The sequence below is a fragment of the Kribbella pratensis genome, assembly GCF_004365355.1.
GTDB lineage: Bacteria > Actinomycetota > Actinomycetes > Propionibacteriales > Kribbellaceae > Kribbella.
On the sequence record NZ_SODP01000001.1, the window covers coordinates 2,113,565 to 2,130,822 of the forward strand.

Below are 17,258 nucleotides of genomic sequence, written 5' to 3' on the forward strand. Positions count from 1 at the left end.
GTCAGGGTGGCTCCTCGACGCCGTGCCGGCCGGCGAAGCGGGCGATCGCGTCGGCGAGAAGCCGAGGCTGTTCACTGGTGGTCAGATGACCGCCGGGGAAGGTGATGATCTCGGCTTCAGGGACGCGTTCGCGCGTGGCGTCGACCTGCCGGTGCTCGTACGGGTCCTCAACGCTGCCACCGACTGCAAGGGCAACAGAGCCCTTCAGCTCGCGGGCAATCGCGGCGAAGTCCCAGCGACCCGCAGTGCGGCGGTGTTCCTTGACGAAGCCCGCGCCCTCGTGCAGGAACCGCGCGCCATCGCGCCGCACCAGGGCCGACCACACCTCGGCCATTTCCGCCTCATCCGGCTCGTTGCCCTGCGAGTACAGCCGCGCCTGCTTGAAACCCTGTGCGAGCATGGTCGGCGACTTCTGCGAGCCCTTGGCGACGAACGCCCCGAGCGGCGACCTGAGCAGCGGCGTGCCCCGCCACGGATGGGAGTGGGCGTCGGCGTACAGACCGCCGTTGATCATGAACGCGGCGGTAATCACAGGTCCGCCCGGCCGTTCCAACTGCCGGCGCAACAACTCGAGCAGCGCCAGCGAGGTGTAGTCGAACGTGACCACGACGGTACGACGTACCCCGTGGTGCCGCCACCATGCTCCGATCAGATCGGCACGCTCGACGGTCGAGTACGCATAACCCCGCGGCTTGTCCGAGTCGCCCTGTCCCACCGGTTCGACGTACAGCCGTGGACCGAGACCGGCCGGCAAGAGCCGATCGACCTGCGCCCAGCCGTACGAGCCCTCGGGGAATCCGGGCAGCATCGTCAGCCACACCGCATCCGGACTCGCCACGCCGGTAGTTCGGCCGAAGACCCTGATCAACCCGGTCCGCGCCTCACCCTCTGCGCGGGGCAGCAGACGAGCCGCCGCCGCGTCGTACCAGCGGCGCTCACCGCCGCCGAACCACTCCTCCGCCGTCACCCACGCCTTGCCCTTGTTCTCGCCCTTGTTCTTGTCCAGTTGCCGCCCTGGTTCCGCGACTGTGTTCCCGTCCATCGGACGCCTCCCTCTTTCGTGGACACTGTCCACATTAGCGCCCGTGGTGGACGGTGTCCACATTGCTGTCCTGAGCGCGTGACGACGGCCGATCCAGCACCGGAAGCTCCGCCCCGACGACGGCGCCCCCGCGGCGATGTCCGCGCGGGCCTGGTCGCGGCCGGCGTCCTAGCGCCGGAACGCCGCGAGGGCATCGAGTACCCGATCTGGGCCACGGTCCACGGCACAGCGACCCTCACGACCCACAGGCCGCTCCGCGATCTCATCGAGTCGCAGCTCTGTCAGGTCGAAGCGCAGACCCCGGCCTTCATCGGCGACAGCCTCACGCAGTAGCGGTCTGGTCAGCAGCTGTCTGGTCGGCCGCGGTCGTCAGCCCCGGCTGGAGGCGTCGTACGACTTCGAGGTGGTCGGCGGTCCACAGCATGCGGATCGCAGTCGGCGTTGCACGGCCGTCCGCGTCGTACAGGTCGCGGCGAACCGCCTCGACCAGGCGGTGCTTCGTCTCGTGGTCGTACGCGAGCGGCTCAGGGATCCGGCCTTGTACGTCGAGGGCGGCCGCCAGGGTCGTGTACCAGTCGAGCAGGCGGTCAGCCAACACGAGCAAGGCCGACTGGGCGGCGGCACGGTCCTCGGACGGCGGTTGGCCATCGGCAGACCGCTCCCACAACTCCAGTACGGCATCCGCGGCCAGGCGGACCGCGACGACGCCCGTAACGAGTGCTGTCATCTCGCTGAGCGGGATCGGCTTCGGGCCGCGTTCGGCGAGGTACGTGCGGAAAGCATCGTCGAGTCGACGGGCTGCCGCCGCGGCTCGGCGGCTGTCTTGTGGTGTGCTTGGGCGTGACCCGGGTACGCAGCAGGACACGGCGTACCCGACGGCGCCGACCAGGTAGTTCACGCTGTCGACGTACGCCTCCGACAGTGCCTTCCCGACAGCGGCGGATGCTCCTCGTGGCCAGAACAAGAGCCCGACGAGGACGCTGACGGCACAGCCGAGGGCGATGTCCTCGATGCGGAAAAGGATCAGCGACCAGCCTTCCGGCGCGGCGATGTTGAACAGGATCACCAGCGTGACGGTGAACGCTGCCTGACCGGCTGCGAACGAGACCGCGGCCGGGACGATGCCGGCGAACAGCACGGCAATCGGCAGCAGGATCCACAACGCGATCCGGTTCTCGCCGATGAGAGCCAGGAGACCCGCACCCAGGACCGAGCCGACGACTGTGCCGCCGATCGCGCGGTAGGCGTTCTGGCCGGTGTTGAGCGCGTTCGAACGGAGTACCGACAGCGCGCCGAGGATGACCCAGAAGCCGTGCGCGACGCCGGTGAAGTTGGCGACGCCGACCGCGATCGCCAGTCCGACCGCGCCGCGGATGCTGTTGTGCAGCCAGACCGAGTGTGGCTCGAGGTGCGCGGCGGCGCGTTCGGCGGCGCTGGCGAAGGGCGCTGTCAGCGACTTCGGCTCGCGGCCGAGCAGACGGTCCGTCCAGCCACGCTGGTCCGCGACGCGAGCGGTCTCGACGTTCTGCCCGATCAGCAGGACGCCGAACGCGAGCTCCTGCGCTCGGAACGACACGTTCAGGGCGCCGAAGAAGCTCGCCATTCCCGTCACCGGGCCGACCGGGAGTCGGGCGACCGCGCCCTTTTCGAGCGCGGTGACGGCATCGCGGAGCTCTGCGGTCGCGGCGGTCAGTTTGTCCGGTGCGAGGGCCGGGTCTTCCAGTAGCTCGGCGCTGAGCTCGAGTACGGTCGCCGCGGCGAGGTGGACTGCCGACGAGTCCGGGTCGTCGCCGGCTCCGCGGGCGGCGGCCGGGCCGGCCTCGTTGAGGATCGTGGTCAGCCAGGTGAGCTCGTCGACGAGTCGGACGAGTGCTCTGGAGCCGGTGGAGAGGCCGGTGGGCCGATACGGCGTCGCAGTGAACGTACGACGGAGCTCGTGGATGAGGGCTGTCGTCTGCTCGGTCCGCAGCGTGCAGACCTCGACGGTGTCACCGGCCTCGGCACGCAGCTGCATCGCCGCGGCTCGGCATACTCGCGCCGCCGGTAGGCCCAGCGGGTCGACTGCGGCTCGGGGCCACAGCAGCAAGACCGCAAGGACGGACGCCAGACCTGCAATCGCAACGCCGGCGAGTCGGTCCGACAGCATCGACACCGGCGTCGGTGTTGCCACCGAGAGGATGAACGCCAGCAGCAACGAAGTACTCGCGCCGGCCAGCACCGAGCTGACGACACCGGCGAACAGTACGGCGAAAGCTACGACGACCGTGCCGACGATCGCTGACCAGGCGGACTGGCCGGCCAACGTACCCAGAGAGACCAGCACAAGCCAGGCGATCGCGAGCTGGACCTGTGCCCGCAGGCGCTGAATGGTGCTCCCCGTGAAGTCGACGAGCAACAACATCGCAAACGCCCCGAACGCAGCGAACGTCGCCACGACAGGCGCCCGGAGAACCTCCGCGCAGAACGCGAACAGCGTAGGCATCACCAACGCCGTCCGCCCCGCCCGCCGAGTAGCGGCCAGCCCGGAATCCCGCCGGCGCAACCACGCCACCACCCGCCCGACCGTCGTCACCACGACAGTCTCCCCCACCGGCGCCCGGCCTGGTAGCCATCTGGCGAGAGACCCGTGGAAGAGCCCCGCGCGGTCGGGCCTACGTCTTGTCCGGGTCGATGACCTCGCCCTGGATCACATCGTCGGAGGAGGACTGACGTGGTGGAGTCGGGCCCCCGCCAGGCCCAGGGATGAAGCCTCCCAGACCCGCAGTACCGAGTTGTGTGTTGAAGCGGCGCGTGAAGAACGACGACATGGCCCGGCGAGCGAGCGGTCGGGTGAACGGGAGGACGAAGAAGAAGCCGAAGATGTCGGTGACGAAGCCGGGGGTCAGCAGGAGGGTGCCGCCGACGAGGATGAGGGCGGCGTCGGAGAGTTCGCGGCCGGGCATCTTGCCGGTCTGGAAGGCGGCCTGGAGGGCGTTCCAGGCGCGTCGGCCCTCACGCTTGATGATCCAGGCTCCGAGCGCACTCTCGACGAGGAGCAGGGCGACCGTCGGCCAGCCGCCGATGACCTGACCGATCTGGATGATCACGTAGATCTCCAGGATCGGCACCACCAGCAGCGCCAGCGCGATGAACCACGGCATGTCTCAACCCTCCGAGCGACTGACCCCAGTGTTACAGGTCAGGCCGGGACCTTCTCGCGAGTCCGGGTGGAATCAGGGGCGGGTGGGGGTTCCGGGTCGTCACCACGGCGGCGACGCCGGGCGATCAGGGCGAGGACCAGGCCGACGAGACCGAGGCCGGTGATGATCCACTCGGGCCAGCTGCCGAGCGTCGTCGCCAGCGTGTGCCCGTCGCGGACCGGCACGGTCGCGACGTACACGTCGGACACGAACTGGCCCGACTTGTGCTCGACCGTCCCGTCCGGACGGATCACGCCGGAGATGCCGCTCGTCGACGCGATCAGCACGGTCCGGCCGGTCTCGATCGCACGCATCCGGGTGATCGCGAACTGCTGCTCGGGCTGACCGGTCCCGCCGTACGTCGCGTTGTTGGTCTGCACGATCAGGACCTGCGCGCCGCCCTTCACCACGTCCTGGATCACGTTGTCGTACGCGAGCTCGAAGCAGATCACGTCGCCGTACGTGACCCCGTTGATCGGCATGACGCCGGGACCGACGCCCGGCACGGTCTGCGCGCCGATCATCTCGAGCCGCTTGATGTACGGCAGCAGCTGGTTGCGGAACGGGATGTACTCACCGAACGGCACCGGGTGGCGCTTCGCGTATCGCTGGCCGGGCCCGGTGACCGGATCCCAGACGATGCCCGTGGTCTGCCGCTCGTTCGGACCGGGGCCCTCGGTGACGGCGCCGACGAGGATCGGTACGTCGACCGCGCGGACGGCCTCCTCGATGTCGGCCCGGGTCTCGTCGTCCTTGTACGGGTCGATGTCGGTCGAGTTCTCCGGCCAGATCACGAGGTCGGGCTTCATCTCCGTCCCGGCCTGGACCCGCTTCTCCAGATCGAGGGTTGCGTTCATGTGGTTCTTGGTGACCGTCCGAGCGCGCCCGAGGAATTCCAGTCCCTTGCCCGGCACGTTGCCCTGCACCATCGCGGCCTTCACGGTCTTCCCGTCGCCCGCGATCGACAGGTGGATCAGCGAGCTGCCGAACACGATCGCCAGACCGGCAACCAGCGCGACGGCCCGCAGGCGCAACCCGCCGGCCCGGCGGAGTACGGCGTACACGAGGACGCCGACGAACGCGACGACGAAGCTCAGCCCCGGGATGCCGACGTACGCCGCCAGCTTGCCCAGCGACGCATCGGAGAAGGCCCACGCGAGCCGGCCCCACGGGAACCCGCCGAACGGCACGGACGCGGTCGCGAACTCGGTCGCCACCCACAGCGCCGGGATCCACAGCATCCACAGCTTCAGCTTCAGCACCTGCGTCGCGAACAACCCGAAGACGGCATAGAACAGCCCCTCGAGGACGGCGAGGGCGATCGCCGCGTCGCCGCCGATCACGCTCAGCCACGGGACCAGGACCGCGTAGTACGTGATGCCGAATCCGGCGCCGACGAGGAAGCCGGCCTTCATCGAGATCCCGTCCAGCGCGGCCAGCAGCAGCGGTACGGCGACGATCGTCAGCCAGGGGTGGTCGTGCGGTTCGAACGCGAAGCCGAGCAGGGCGCCGGCGGCGACCGCCACCACCACTCTCGGCAGGACCCGCCCCAGAGCCTTCAATCGGTCCACGCCGTAACCCCTTTGTCCTCACATCCCGGCTGATACCGGTCGCACGACCGTACAACGTTCGGGGCACGGGAATGTATCCGGTCAGTAGCCAATGGGCACCGACTGCGGAAAGTGAAGGGGAGTCAGCAGACTGCGACGAAGTGAGAGAACCTCGGTTCCGGCGCCGTTTCACGGTGCGTGAACACGTCCGTGAGTAGAGGAAAGAGGCTCAGCGCGCCTTCGGACCAACCGCCGATGCGCTGGCTGCGAACCGTCCGGCTGTTGTCTACTGGCCGCCGAGCCTCTTCCACCTCTGCCCCGCGGGGGGCTAACCACCGGCGATCTCAGCCCCCGTCGACTCAAGCCTGGCTCTGACCTGGTCAGCGTCGCGGGATCATCGGTGGCCGAACTTCGTGTGACCGTTGAACAAACGGGATATGACGACTCCCAAAACGATGCTCGCTGGCGGCGACGGTGTCAACCTCTCCCCGGCTCCTTGAGCCCGTTGTAACACTATCGCCTGCCCCGCAAGGGAAAACGAGCAACTCTCACCCGGGTCACGTTACAGAGCCGTCTCGGCACTCCACGTGATCGTTACCCAGGGCAACCAATCGTCACTCAACCGGTACGACGACGGTTCCCTTTGCGCGTGTGATCACAAGCGGCTCGTCCAGTTCTTCGGCGGCCGACCCGGACTTGTCGGGGCGGCCGCGGCAGACGACGTACGCGCTGAACTCGAGGTCGCGGCTGCGGTTGCCGACCCGGGTGATCGTTGCCTTCACCTCCACAACGTCGCCGGCCCGCAGCGGCTGCAGGAACTGCACGTCGGAGTACGACGCGAACAGGCCCTCGTCACCGTCGGACCGGATGCACACCTCGGTCGCGACATCTCCGAACAGCGCGAGCACATACGCGCCGTCGACCAGGTTCCCGGCGTAGTGGGCGTGGCTGTAGGGGACGTACCGCCGATGCGTGGCGGTCAGCCCGATGGTTGCCTTCGACACCTAAGCGCTCCTCTTCGCCGGGATCTTCTTCGTCACCAGGGCGTCGACCAGGTAGCTGGCGACCTCACCCGGGGTGGTGCCGCGGCCGAACACCCGGTCGACACCGAGCTCACCTGCCATCTGCTCGGTGAAACGGGGGCCGCCGGCAACTAATACCGGGCGGGCGTCCTCGGCGTACGCCTCCCGGAAGGCCGCGGACATCTCCTTGGTGTTGAGTACGTGCGCCTCGCGCTGCGTCACGACCTGGGAGACGAGGATCGCGTCGGCCTTGTCGGCCTTCGCGCGGCGTACCAGCTCGGGTACGGCGACCTGGGCGCCGAGGTTCACGACCTTCAACTCGCGGTAGTACTCCAGGCCCTTCTCGCCGGCGAACCCCTTGATGTTGAGGATCGCGTCGATGCCGACCGTATGCGCGTCGGTGCCGATGCAGGCGCCGACCACCGTCAGCCGGCGGCGCAGGCCCTTGCGGATCGCCAGGTTGACCTCCTTCGGCGACAGCAGCGGGTAGTCGCGCTCGATCACCTCGACCTTCGAGGTGTCGACCAGGTGGTTCACCGGACCGTAGACGACGAAGAACGTGAAGTCCGGGCCGATCGGTTTCGAATGCACGACCAGGGCGGGATCCATGCCCATCTTGTTGGCCAGTTGCACCGCGGCGCCCTCGGCCCGCTTGTCGTGCGGGACCGGCAGCGTGAACGACAGCTGCACCATCCCGTCACCGGTCGTGTCCCCATAGGGCCGGACGATGCTCATCGGGTGCCCTCTTCCAGCAGCTCGATCGCGGGGTTGTAGTACTCCGACGACTTCTTCGCGACACCGTCCAGACCACGGCCGGCGTCCTGCGGACGTTTCATCAGGCCGAACGTGCCGTCGCCGATCGCGTTGAGCAGACCGTCGTCGACGATCTCCTCCAGCAGCTCCACCGACTCCCCCAGCACCTGTCGCGCACGCTGGGCGATGAACCCGTTCGGCTCCGGCCGGAAGTCCTCGTGAAGGTTGCCTGCGGCACCCAACACGTAGCGGACGTTCTGCAGTGCCAGGTCGCGGTCGGAGATCCACGGCGTCACGACCGCCTCGGTCATCATGCCGACGAGCAGGATGCCCTGGCCGGTCATCGCGCCGACCAGGTTGAAGAACCCGTCCAGCAGGTACCCGCGGAAGACGTCGCCGGTCATGTGCCGCGTCGGCGGCATCCACTTCAGCGGCGCGTTCGGGAACAGCTGCCGCGCCAGCATCGCGTGCGCCAGCTCCATCCGGAACGAGTCCGGCAGGTCCGGGTTGATCTCGAACGCGTGCCCGAGACCGAGCTGCCAGTCCTCGAGGCCGGCCTCCTTGGCGAAGTACTCGTTCAGGAGCTGCGAGACCGTCACCGTATGCGCGGCCTCGACGGCGTCGGCCGTGGTCAGGTAGTTGTCCTCGCCGGTGTTGATGATGATCCCGGCGCGGGCGTGGATCTGCCGGCTGAACCGCTGGTCGACGAACGTCCGGATCGGGTTGATGTCGCGGAAGAGGATCCCGTACATCGAGTCGTTCAGCATCATGTCGAGCCGCTCGAGCCCGGCCAGCGTCGCGATCTCCGGCATGCACAGACCCGACGCGTAGTTCGTCAGCCGGACGTAGCGGCCCAACTCGCGCGAGGAGTCGTCGAGGGCCGCACGCATCAGACGGAAGTTCTCCTGCGTCGCGTACGTGCCGGCGAAGCCTTCGCGGGTCGCGCCCTCCGGGACGTAGTCCAGCAGCGACTGCCCGGTCGACCGGATCACCGCGATGATGTCGGCACCCTCCCGCGCGGCCGCCTGCGCCTGCGGGATGTCCTCGTAGATGTCGCCGGTGGCAACGATCAGGTAGATCCACGGCCGCTGCTCCGGGTCGCCGTGGCGCTTGATCAGCCGGTCCCGCTCGCGCCGCCGGCCGTCGATCCGCTTCATCCCGGCGGTCGCGGCTTTGCGGGCGGCCGATCGAGCCCGGGCCAGGTCCCGGCCCTCGGGCATCCGGAACGTCACCGAACCGGACGCCGCCTTCTGGGCCAGCACGGCCAGGTCCTCGGCCTGACCGCGGACCAGCGCATCCCACACCGGCAACGCGAGCCCGTGCTCGAGCCCGACGTCGGCGCGGACGGTGTCGGCGAGCCGGTTCACCCACGGGATGCCCTCGGTGTCCGCGCCGGTCAGCCCGGCAAGCCGCAGTACCGCTCGCTCGACAGACACTGTGGTGTGCTGCTGGGCCAGCTTGACGATCGGCTTCCCGGCCTTGCGAGCCAGACTGCGCGCCTTCCGGACAGTGACCGGATCAAGGTCGAGCTTCTTCACTGCACCAGTCACTCGGACCATCCCTCGACTTCATAGATGACGCGACCGCCCACGGCCGTCCGCAGGCAGGTAGGAGTTCCCTCACTCAGATCCGGCAGCACCGGCACGCCCGCGCGGGGGTCCGTCGACCAGGCGGCGACCCGCTCGTCCGGGGTTTGTACGACGAGGTCCGCATCGGTCTGCCAGATCGCGTATGTCGCTGCCGTGCCCGGCGCGAGTACTCCGGCATCGTCGATGCCCGCGGCCCGCCAGCCGCCGCGTGTGTGGGCCTGGAACGCGGCGCGCACGGTGATCCGCTCGGACTTCTCGTGGTGGAACGCGGCCGCACGGACCGCCTCCCATCCGCCGAGCTCCGTCACGGGCGCATCCGATCCGAACGCCAGTACGACGCCTGCGCGGGCCAGCGAGCCGAACGGGTTCATGCCCTGCCAGCGGTCGCCCACGCGCTCGGCGTACATACCGTCCGGGCCGCCCCACAGGCCGTCGAACATCGGCTGCACGCTGGCCACGACGCCGCAGCGGGCCAGGACGGCGATCGTTGCCTCATCGACCATTTCGACGTGTTCGAGCCGGTGCCGGGCCGCGACGAGGGCCTGGATGCCGACCTTCTCGGCGGCGAGCTCGAAGCCGCGGGCAATGTTGTCGAGCGCCTGGTCGCCGATGCAATGGAAGCCTGCCTGGACGTTGCGCTCGGTGCAGGCGATCACGTGATCGGCGATCTGCTCGGCCGTCAGGTAGGCGTGGCCGCGGTGGTCCGCCCGATCGGCGTACGGCCTCCTCAGTGCCGCCGTGCGCGAGCCCAGCGCACCGTCTGCGTTCAGATCGCCCGCGAGTCCCGCCAGGCCGTACGTGCCGATGTGCTCGAACACGCCGGGTTCACCCCAGTACAGCGTCGCCGACAGGCCGAGCTCATCGGCGACCTCACGGACGATCGGCAACTCCCACAACGGCCCGATGTGCGGCGCCGCCATCTCGTGAAAGGCGCCGATGCCTTTTGCGGCCATGGCGTTCAGAGCAGCTCGGATCTCCTGCCGACGCTGGTCGGGGCCGACCAGCTCGCTCAACGCGTCGCGGACCGCATGGTTGGCGTGCCGCTCGACGCGTCCGGTCTCGTCGAAGCCCTCACCTCGCGCCACGTCGAACAGACCCGACGAGACCACGCCGGAGTGCCCGTCGATCCGTGACAGGTACACGCGCCGACCGCCGCCCGCACGGTCCAGCTCCGCCGCTGTCGGCGGACGGCCCTCCGGCCACGCCGTCTCGTCCCAGCCGGCGCTGTCGATGACCGCGTCCGGCGGCAGGTTCGCGGCGAACGCTGCCAGCTTGTCGAGGGCATCGCCCAACGACGTCGTACCGGCCAGGTCGAGACCGGTCAGCACGGCTCCGGTGCCCGCGGCATGCACGTGGGCGTCGACGAAAGCAGGCGTGACCAGCTTGCCGTCGAGGTCGATCACCTCGTCCGCGCCCTCGGCGTACGAACTCGCGCCGGTGTCGTCACCCAGCCACGTCACCACCCCGTCGTCGAAGGCGATCGCGGTTGCGTGGGGGTCGGCAGGCGAGTAGACGGAACCGTTCGTCAGAAGTGTGCGCACGAACTAATCCTCCGCCAGCCTGCTCTCGAACAGACCACGGACACCCGGCTCGGCACGCAACAGCTCCAACGCGAAGTCTGCGTGCCCGGGCACATACCCGTTGCCGACCAGCATCGTCACGTCGGCCGCCAGCCCCTCCGCGCCGAGCGCCGCGGCCGAGAACGATGTCGCCATCGAGAAGAAGATCACCGTGCCGCCGGCGGCGGTCGACAGGACGGCGCCGTGCTCACACCCGGGGACGTCGACGCAGACAACGGTGATGTCCGCGGGTCCCCCGGCGTCCGCGACCGCGTTGGCGAGCGCCACCGGATCGCGGGCATCGGCCAGCGCGACGACATCGGCGATACCGGCCTGCGTCAGCTTGTCCTGCTCGGCCTGGAACGGCACGATCCCGATCGTCCGGGCCGCTCCGGCCGAGCGGGCCGCGGCCAGCGACAACGAGCCGGATTTGCCTGCGCCGCCAATAACTGACACGACAGGCTTTGTGCCTTTGTCGACATACGAGCGGACCACGCGAGCGGTCAGCGCGGGTGCGCCGCAGACATCCATGACGGCCAGCGAGAGTTCAGGCTTCAGGTCGGCAGGCAGCTTCGCGACGATCGACCGGGCGAACAGGATCGCGTGACCCTGCGCCGGGACCTGCTCGCTCTTGCCGTCCCAGTCCTTCAGCTCGTCGGTGATCTGCAGTGGGGTCAGCGTCAGCGAGACCAGCGTCGCGACGCGGTCGCCCTTCTGTACGCCGAGCGGCGAGTCGGGGCCTGCCTCGTCAACCACGCCGACGAGCATTCCGCCAGAGCCGGTGACCGGGTTCTGCATCTTGCCGCGAGCCTTGACGATGTCCAGGACCGCCGCGCGGATCGCCGTACCGTCGCCGCCGTGCGCCTCGGCCAGCTGTCGGTACGACGCGGCGTCAAGGTTGAGCCGCTCGACCGCGATCCGGACCTCGTCGGGCCAGATCGCCGGACGTGCGTCGAGTCTGTCCGCCGCCTGCGGCAAGACGCCGGACGGCGCGAGTACGCGGTGCAGTCCTACCGGGCTCGATGACACATGTCCTCCTCGTAGCGGTCAGGCAAAATACTACTCAGACCACGCCTTGACGAGAATTCTTGCGGCGTACTGTTGGATCTGAGGGAAGTTCTATCGCTATCCTCACATGAGACCGCATCACCACCGAAGTCCTGCGGAGGGACCCGTGACCGATCTGATCACCCCGGAGCTGGCTCGTTCGGAGCCTGGCGACGGCCAGCCGTACGCGTACCGGCGGGCCGAGCTGGTGGAGCCGGACTGGACCCGGCTGCCCGGCTGGAAGGACGTCACGGCCGAGGAGTGGCGCTCGGTGCAGTGGCAGCGGTCGCACTGCGTGAAGAACGTGAAGCAGTTGCGTGACGTGATGGGCGACCTGCTCGAGGACCGGTTCTACGACGACCTGACCCGCGACCAGGCCGAGCGCGCGACGATGTCGATGCTGCTGCCGCCGCAGATGCTCAACACGATCGTGCCGTCCGGTGCAGCCGATTACACAGAGGCGTTCTACGCGGACCCGGTCCGCCGCTACATGCTGCCGGTGTTCAGCGACCGTCGTTCGGACTGGCCGTCGCACCCGCACGCAACCCGGGACTCGTTGCACGAGCACGAGATGTGGGCCACGGAGGGGTTGACCCACCGATACCCGACCAAGGTCCTTGCGGAGATCCTGCCCACGTGTCCGCAGTACTGCGGTCACTGCACCCGCATGGACCTGGTCGGGAACTCGACGCCGGTCATCGACAAGCTCAAGTTCGTCGCCAAGCCGCAGACCCGGCTCGACGACATGCTCGACTACCTGCGCCGTACGCCGGGTGTCCGCGACGTCGTCGTTTCCGGCGGCGATGTGGCGAACATGCCGTGGCCGCGGCTCGAGTCGTTCCTGATGAGCCTGCTGGAGATCGAGAACATCCGCGACATCCGGCTCGCGACCAAGGCGCTGATGGGGATGCCTCAGCACTGGCTGTCCTCCGACGTCCTGGCCGGCGTGGAGCGCGTCGCGTCGGTGGCGCGCAACCGGGGCGTGATGATCGCGATGCACACGCACGTGAACGCGGCCCAGTCCGTGACGCCGCTGGTCGCCGAGGCGTCGAAGGCGATGCTGGGGGCCGGCCTGCGCGACGTCCGCAACCAGGGCGTGCTGATGCGCGGCGTCAACGACTCGGTGCACCAACTGCTCGACCTCTGCTTCGCGCTGCTCGATGGCGCGAACATCACGCCGTACTACTTCTACATGTGCGACATGATCCCGTTCTCCGAGCACTGGCGGGTGTCGGTGCGCGACGCGCAGCACCTGCAGCACGGCATCCTCGGATACCTCCCCGGCTTCGCGACGCCGCGCATCGTCTGCGACGTTCCGTACGTCGGGAAGCGGTGGGTGCACCAGCTCTCGGAGTACGACGAGGTCCGCGGCATCTCGTACTGGAAGAAGAACTACCGCACAGGCATCGAGCAGCAGGACCCCGAGGCGCTGAACCGCACCTACGAGTACTACGACCCGATCGACACCCTCCCGGTCGAGGGCCAGCAATGGTGGACGCAGCACGCCGGCACCACCCTCGCCGAGGCCGAGCAACGAGCCGCTGCGTCCCGCGCGGCCGCCGAGGCCCAGAAGTCCCTGGACCTCTCCTGAATCCGTCTTCGGTGCCACCAATGCAGGGGGTGGCACCGAAGACGTCATCGAGGCCTACTGAGCGACCGCCAACCCTTTCAGCTCGGCGAAGGATTTGATCGTGGGGCCGGGCCAGTGCGGGGCTGTGTTGGCATGTTCGAGCGTGCGGATGGCGTGCATTCCAAGCGAGGCAGCGGCAGGCAGTTCGTTGTCGTTGCCGTCGCCAACAAAGATGCACTCGGTCGGGTCCACGCCGAGGGCATTGCACGCCGTGAGGTAGATGGCCGGCTCGGGTTTCGCGGCACCTACCTCGGCGGAGAAGGCGGTCGCGTCGAAGTACGGCGCGAGCGGGCTGCCCGGCCACTGGAGTTGGGTCTCGGCGGTGATGTTGCTGACCAGCCCGATCCGCCAGCCCGCCGCCTTGAACGCGGCCAGCGTGCTCAGCGTCGTCGCAGGAGCCGCACCGAGCAGGCGCTGGGCCAGCGTACGGCGGAGACTCGTTGCCTCCTGCACCTGTTCGTCGGTCGGGGTGCCACCGCAACGTTCCGCGATCACCCGGAGCGTGTTCGGCAGATCGCCGTACGCCCCGATGAACCGCTCGTACGACGCCGCATCGAACTCCCGCTGAAAGGCGACGGCGTCGACACCGAGCGCCGCGCCCATCCGCTCGTTGACCAGAGCACGCTCGGCCTCACCGCCGGGGATCAGCGTGCTGAACAGGTCCGACAGCAGCGCCCTCACAGGGCGGGCGGCCGGCGCTCGTACGGCGTGCTCAGGACGATCGTCGTCGTGGTGGAGACGTTGGCCCGGGCCCGGATCACGGCCAGCAGGTTCTCCAGCGCGGCCGGCGAGGCGACCCGCACGACGAGGATGTAGCTGGAGTCGCCCGCGACCGAGTAGCAGGACTCGATCTCCGGTACGTCGCGGAGCCGCTCCGGCGAGTCGTCCGGCTGGGACGGGTCGATCGGCCGGATCGAGATCAGCGCGGTCAGCGGCAGACCGAGCGCGGTGTGGTCGACGCTGGCGGCGTACCCCTGGATGATGCCGCGCTGCTCGAGGCGCTTGACCCGTTGGTGCACGGCCGACGTGGACAGGCCGGTCGCCTTGCCCAGGTCGGTGAAGCTCATCCTGCCGTCGGACGCGAGCAGCCCGACGATCTTGCGGTCCAGGTCCTCCATCCTGGAGACCCTACTGCCGGGACCGCCGGGCATGAAAGCATCGCCCCATGCCAGTACCAGATCAAGGGACACCCCAGCGCTTGATGCTGCTCGACACCGCGTCGCTGTACTTCCGTGCGTTCTTCGGCGTGCCGGACACCATGAAGGCCGCCGACGGTACGCCGACCAACGCGATCCGCGGGCTGCTCGACTTCATCGCGCGCCTCGCCGAGAACCACCGGCCGACCCATCTGGTCGCCTGCTGGGACGACAACTGGCGGCCGTCCTGGCGGGTGGCGCTGATTCCGTCGTACAAGGCGCAGCGGGTCGAGTTCGTGACGCCGAAGGGCGAGCAGGTCGAGGACGTGCCAGACCGGCTCGAGGTCCAGGTGCCGTACATCCGCGCCTGCCTCGAGGCCATCGGTATCGCCGTCGTCGGCGCGCCGGACCACGAGGCCGACGACGTGATCGGCACGCTGTCGCACCAGGCCACGATGCCGGTCGACGTGGTGACCGGCGACCGCGACCTGTTCCAGCTGATCGACGACAGCCGCGGCATCCGGATCGTCTACACGGCGGCCCGCGGCGTCGGGCGCGCGGATGTGTACGACGAGAAGGCGTTGCTGGCGAAGTACGAGATCCCGGCTCAGCGGTACGCCGATTTCGCGACGTTGCGCGGGGACGCGTCCGACGGGCTGCCCGGTGTGAAGGGCATCGGCGAGAAGACGGCTGCCGCGCTCGTCACGGCGTACGGGGATCTGGATGCGATCCGTGCCGCCGCGGCCGACCCGAGTACGCCGATGTCGCCCGGGGTGAAGAAGAAGATCCTCGCGGACAGCGACTACCTGGACGTCGCGCCGAAGGTCGTCGCGGTCGCGAAGGACGCACCGGTCGGGACGTACGACGCACGCATCCCGCAGGAGATCAAGGATCCCGAGCGGTGGCTCGACCTCGTCGAACTGCTGGAGCTCGGCGGCAGTGCGCAACGGGTGATGTCGGCGCTCAACCTGGGGCCGAAGGCATGAGCCGCACGCGTGAGCTGGCTGAGGAGTTCCGCGACGAGATCGTCGGGCTTCGGCGGGCGCTGCATCAGGTTCCGGAGTACGACCTGGAGCTGCCGAAGTCGCAGCAGCTGATCCTCGAAGCGTTGGCCGGTCTGCCGTTGGAGATCACACTCGGCAAGGAGCTGTCCTCGGTGACCGCCGTACTGCGGGGTGGCGGTGGGCCCGGCCCGGTCGTGTTGTTGCGCGGGGACATGGATGCGCTGCCGGTGACCGAGCGGACCGACGTGCCTTACGTCTCCCAGCATCCCGGGATGATGCATGCGTGTGGTCATGACCTGCATGTCGCCGGGCTGGTCGGGGCGGCGAAGGTGCTGTCTGCTCTGCAGGCTGAGCTGCCGGGCGATGTGGTGTTCATGTTCCAGCCCGGCGAGGAGACGTCGGGTGGGGCGCCGATCATGATCCGCGAAGGTGTGCTGAACGCGGCGGGCCGGCGCGCGGATGCGGCGTACGGGCTGCACGTCGGGTCGGCGTCGCAGCCGTTGGGGATGTGGAGCAGCAAGCCGGGGTCGTTCATGGCCGCGGCGGACCAGCTGCATGTGCGGGTCATCGGTTCGGGTACGCACGGGTCGACGCCGTACCGCGGGAAGGACCCGATCCCGGTGCTGTGCGAGATCGTCGGGGCCCTGCAAACGATGATCACGCGGCAGTTCGATGTGTTCGACCCGGTTGTGCTCACGGTCGGGCGGATCGCGGGTGGGACGAAGGAGAACATCATCCCGGACGACGCGTTCTTCGACGCGACGGTCCGGACGTTCTCCGCGGAGACCCGCGCCAAAGTGCAGCTAGCGTCGACGCAACTGGTCGAGTCGATGGCCGCGGCGCACGGGCTGAAGGCCGAGGTCGAGTACCAGATCGGCTATCCGGTGACGGTCAACGACACCGCGGAGTACGAGTTCGCCCGTGACACGATCGTCGACCTGTTCGGCGCGGACCGCTTCCGCGAACGCCCCAACCCGCGCTGCGGCGCCGAGGACTTCTCCTACATCCTCGAGGAGATCCCAGGTGTCTACCTCAACCTCAGCGCCTGCCGCTCCGCCGACCCCGACGCCGCCCCCGACAACCACTCCCCCTTGGCCGACTTCGACGACTCCATCCTCCCCGACGGAGCCGCCCTCCTCGCCGAACTAGCCATGCGCCGGCTGGCACGCGGCGCATGACGCACTACCGCTCGCGCCGGATGGTGGTGAAGGGCGACGAGGCCGCGGTCCGAGCGTTCGCCGATCAGCATGGCTGGACGATCGATGCCTCCGATCCCCGCGAGATTTCCTGGGCAGCCGGACCGGGAGTGTCGCTGCAGTACATCGTCGACCCGCTGTCGCTCGTCGAGTACGTCGTGCTCTCCGGCAACGAGCAGTCCGCAGTCGAGCAGACGACCCGGATCGTCGCGGACAAGGCGCCGATCTGGACTCTGGACGAGCTGCTGGCCGATGTGTCGGACGGCCCTGAGCGGGCGGCGGCGGTCGCCCGCGCCGGCGTGGGGGGACCGGACGAGTACGACGAGCGCTTCTTCGCCTGCATCACGACCGCGATGAAGGACCCGGACACCGCGGTTCGCGAGGCGGCGCTGTACGCGACGGCGTACTCGGCGTACCCGCAGTATCACGATCGTCTGGTCGAGGTCGCCCAGACGGACCCGGATCCGGAACGCCAGGAGGACGCCGATCTGATCCTGGAGTCGTTCGACTAGGGAGAATTCCCGATGTCGCGGGCGGTCGGGGGCCAGCAG

The 17,258-nt window shown here is 68.7% G+C and carries 16 protein-coding genes; 5 read left to right on the plus strand and 11 right to left on the minus strand.

Features of this window, described 5'->3' with window-relative positions; genetic code table 11:
• Position 1: 1 nt before the first annotated feature.
• A complete protein-coding gene (locus EV653_RS10060) occupies positions 2 to 1,042 on the minus strand; it encodes an alpha/beta fold hydrolase (RefSeq protein WP_202871531.1) in 1,041 nt (346 codons plus the stop codon).
• A 78-nt stretch (positions 1,043 to 1,120) separates the two neighbouring features.
• Between EV653_RS10060 and EV653_RS10065 the strand changes: the two genes are divergently transcribed.
• Positions 1,121 to 1,375 carry a WHG domain-containing protein gene (locus tag EV653_RS10065; RefSeq protein WP_134100600.1) on the plus strand — a complete coding sequence of 85 codons (255 nt, stop codon included), beginning with the start codon at positions 1,121 to 1,123 and terminating at the stop codon, positions 1,373 to 1,375.
• On the opposite strand, the gene EV653_RS10070 is transcribed toward EV653_RS10065, so the two are convergent.
• The 8 genes from EV653_RS10070 to EV653_RS10105 all read right to left on the minus strand — a co-directional run bounded on the left by EV653_RS10070 (position 1,365) and on the right by EV653_RS10105 (position 11,723).
• The gene (locus EV653_RS10070) at positions 1,365 to 3,617 is read right to left on the minus strand and encodes an FUSC family protein (protein ID WP_202871532.1); all 2,253 of its coding nucleotides are present in this window, start codon (positions 3,615 to 3,617) and stop codon (positions 1,365 to 1,367) included. The two genes, EV653_RS10065 and EV653_RS10070, sit on opposite strands and share 11 nt — an antisense overlap.
• Before the next feature lie 76 nt (positions 3,618 to 3,693).
• The gene (locus EV653_RS10075) at positions 3,694 to 4,182 is read right to left on the minus strand and encodes an FxsA family protein (protein WP_134100603.1); all 489 of its coding nucleotides are present in this window, start codon (positions 4,180 to 4,182) and stop codon (positions 3,694 to 3,696) included.
• Positions 4,183 to 4,220: 38 nt separating this feature from the next.
• Positions 4,221 to 5,792, minus strand: a complete 1,572-nt coding sequence (gene lnt, locus EV653_RS10080; protein ID WP_134100605.1) for an apolipoprotein N-acyltransferase — start codon at positions 5,790 to 5,792, stop codon at positions 4,221 to 4,223.
• A 593-nt stretch (positions 5,793 to 6,385) separates the two neighbouring features.
• Positions 6,386 to 6,775, minus strand: a complete 390-nt coding sequence (locus EV653_RS10085) for a hotdog fold domain-containing protein (protein ID WP_134100607.1) — start codon at positions 6,773 to 6,775, stop codon at positions 6,386 to 6,388.
• Positions 6,776 to 7,528 (minus strand): OAM dimerization domain-containing protein, encoded by a 753-nt coding sequence (locus EV653_RS10090; RefSeq protein ID WP_134100610.1) that lies wholly within the window; start codon positions 7,526 to 7,528, stop codon positions 6,776 to 6,778.
• Positions 7,525 to 9,105 (minus strand): lysine 5,6-aminomutase subunit alpha, encoded by a 1,581-nt coding sequence (locus tag EV653_RS10095; protein ID WP_238159660.1) that lies wholly within the window; start codon positions 9,103 to 9,105, stop codon positions 7,525 to 7,527. Before EV653_RS10095 ends, EV653_RS10090 begins: the two co-directional genes overlap by 4 nt.
• The gene (locus EV653_RS10100; protein ID WP_134100616.1) at positions 9,093 to 10,676 is read right to left on the minus strand and encodes an amidohydrolase; all 1,584 of its coding nucleotides are present in this window, start codon (positions 10,674 to 10,676) and stop codon (positions 9,093 to 9,095) included. Before EV653_RS10100 ends, EV653_RS10095 begins: the two co-directional genes overlap by 13 nt.
• A 3-nt stretch (positions 10,677 to 10,679) precedes the next feature.
• Positions 10,680 to 11,723 (minus strand): L-erythro-3,5-diaminohexanoate dehydrogenase, encoded by a 1,044-nt coding sequence (locus tag EV653_RS10105; protein WP_134100619.1) that lies wholly within the window; start codon positions 11,721 to 11,723, stop codon positions 10,680 to 10,682.
• A 145-nt stretch (positions 11,724 to 11,868) separates the two neighbouring features.
• On the opposite strand from EV653_RS10105, the gene EV653_RS10110 reads away from it, so the two are divergent.
• On the plus strand, positions 11,869 to 13,332 hold the full coding sequence (locus tag EV653_RS10110; protein WP_134100622.1) for a KamA family radical SAM protein: 1,464 nt from the start codon (positions 11,869 to 11,871) through the stop codon (positions 13,330 to 13,332).
• Positions 13,333 to 13,386: 54 nt separating this feature from the next.
• On the opposite strand, the gene EV653_RS10115 is transcribed toward EV653_RS10110, so the two are convergent.
• A complete protein-coding gene (locus EV653_RS10115) occupies positions 13,387 to 14,052 on the minus strand; it encodes an HAD family hydrolase (RefSeq protein WP_134100625.1) in 666 nt (221 codons plus the stop codon).
• Positions 14,049 to 14,489: an Lrp/AsnC family transcriptional regulator gene (locus EV653_RS10120; RefSeq protein WP_134100627.1), complete on the minus strand. Its 441-nt coding sequence runs from the start codon at positions 14,487 to 14,489 to the stop codon at positions 14,049 to 14,051. The genes EV653_RS10115 and EV653_RS10120 overlap by 4 nt, the downstream gene beginning before the upstream one ends.
• An 83-nt stretch (positions 14,490 to 14,572) precedes the next feature.
• Here EV653_RS10120 and EV653_RS10125 point away from each other — a divergent pair, with 83 nt between their 5' ends.
• From EV653_RS10125 to EV653_RS10135, 3 genes are read left to right on the plus strand one after another with little or no spacing between them, the layout of a single operon-like run.
• Positions 14,573 to 15,493 (plus strand): 5'-3' exonuclease, encoded by a 921-nt coding sequence (locus EV653_RS10125; RefSeq protein WP_134104089.1) that lies wholly within the window; start codon positions 14,573 to 14,575, stop codon positions 15,491 to 15,493.
• Positions 15,490 to 16,689, plus strand: a complete 1,200-nt coding sequence (locus EV653_RS10130; protein ID WP_134100630.1) for a M20 metallopeptidase family protein — start codon at positions 15,490 to 15,492, stop codon at positions 16,687 to 16,689. Before EV653_RS10125 ends, EV653_RS10130 begins: the two co-directional genes overlap by 4 nt.
• Positions 16,686 to 17,219 carry a hypothetical protein gene (locus EV653_RS10135; RefSeq protein WP_134100632.1) on the plus strand — a complete coding sequence of 178 codons (534 nt, stop codon included), beginning with the start codon at positions 16,686 to 16,688 and terminating at the stop codon, positions 17,217 to 17,219. Before EV653_RS10130 ends, EV653_RS10135 begins: the two co-directional genes overlap by 4 nt.
• Positions 17,220 to 17,258: the final 39 nt, after the last annotated feature.

Excerpts from the sequence above, each read along its gene's own strand:
- EV653_RS10060 (WP_202871531.1), bottom strand. The coding sequence starts at position 1,042 with ATGGACGGGAACACAGTCGCGGAACCAGGGCGGCAACTGGACAAGAAC.
- EV653_RS10075 (WP_134100603.1), bottom strand. The coding sequence starts at position 4,182 with ATGCCGTGGTTCATCGCGCTGGCGCTGCTGGTGGTGCCGATCCTGGAG.
- EV653_RS10090 (WP_134100610.1), bottom strand. The coding sequence starts at position 7,528 with ATGAGCATCGTCCGGCCCTATGGGGACACGACCGGTGACGGGATGGTG.
- EV653_RS10095 (WP_238159660.1), bottom strand. The coding sequence starts at position 9,105 with ATGGTCCGAGTGACTGGTGCAGTGAAGAAGCTCGACCTTGATCCGGTC.
- EV653_RS10120 (WP_134100627.1), bottom strand. The coding sequence starts at position 14,489 with ATGGAGGACCTGGACCGCAAGATCGTCGGGCTGCTCGCGTCCGACGGC.
- EV653_RS10125 (WP_134104089.1), top strand. The coding sequence starts at position 14,573 with ATGCTGCTCGACACCGCGTCGCTGTACTTCCGTGCGTTCTTCGGCGTG.
- EV653_RS10130 (WP_134100630.1), top strand. The coding sequence starts at position 15,490 with ATGAGCCGCACGCGTGAGCTGGCTGAGGAGTTCCGCGACGAGATCGTC.
- EV653_RS10135 (WP_134100632.1), top strand. The coding sequence starts at position 16,686 with ATGACGCACTACCGCTCGCGCCGGATGGTGGTGAAGGGCGACGAGGCC.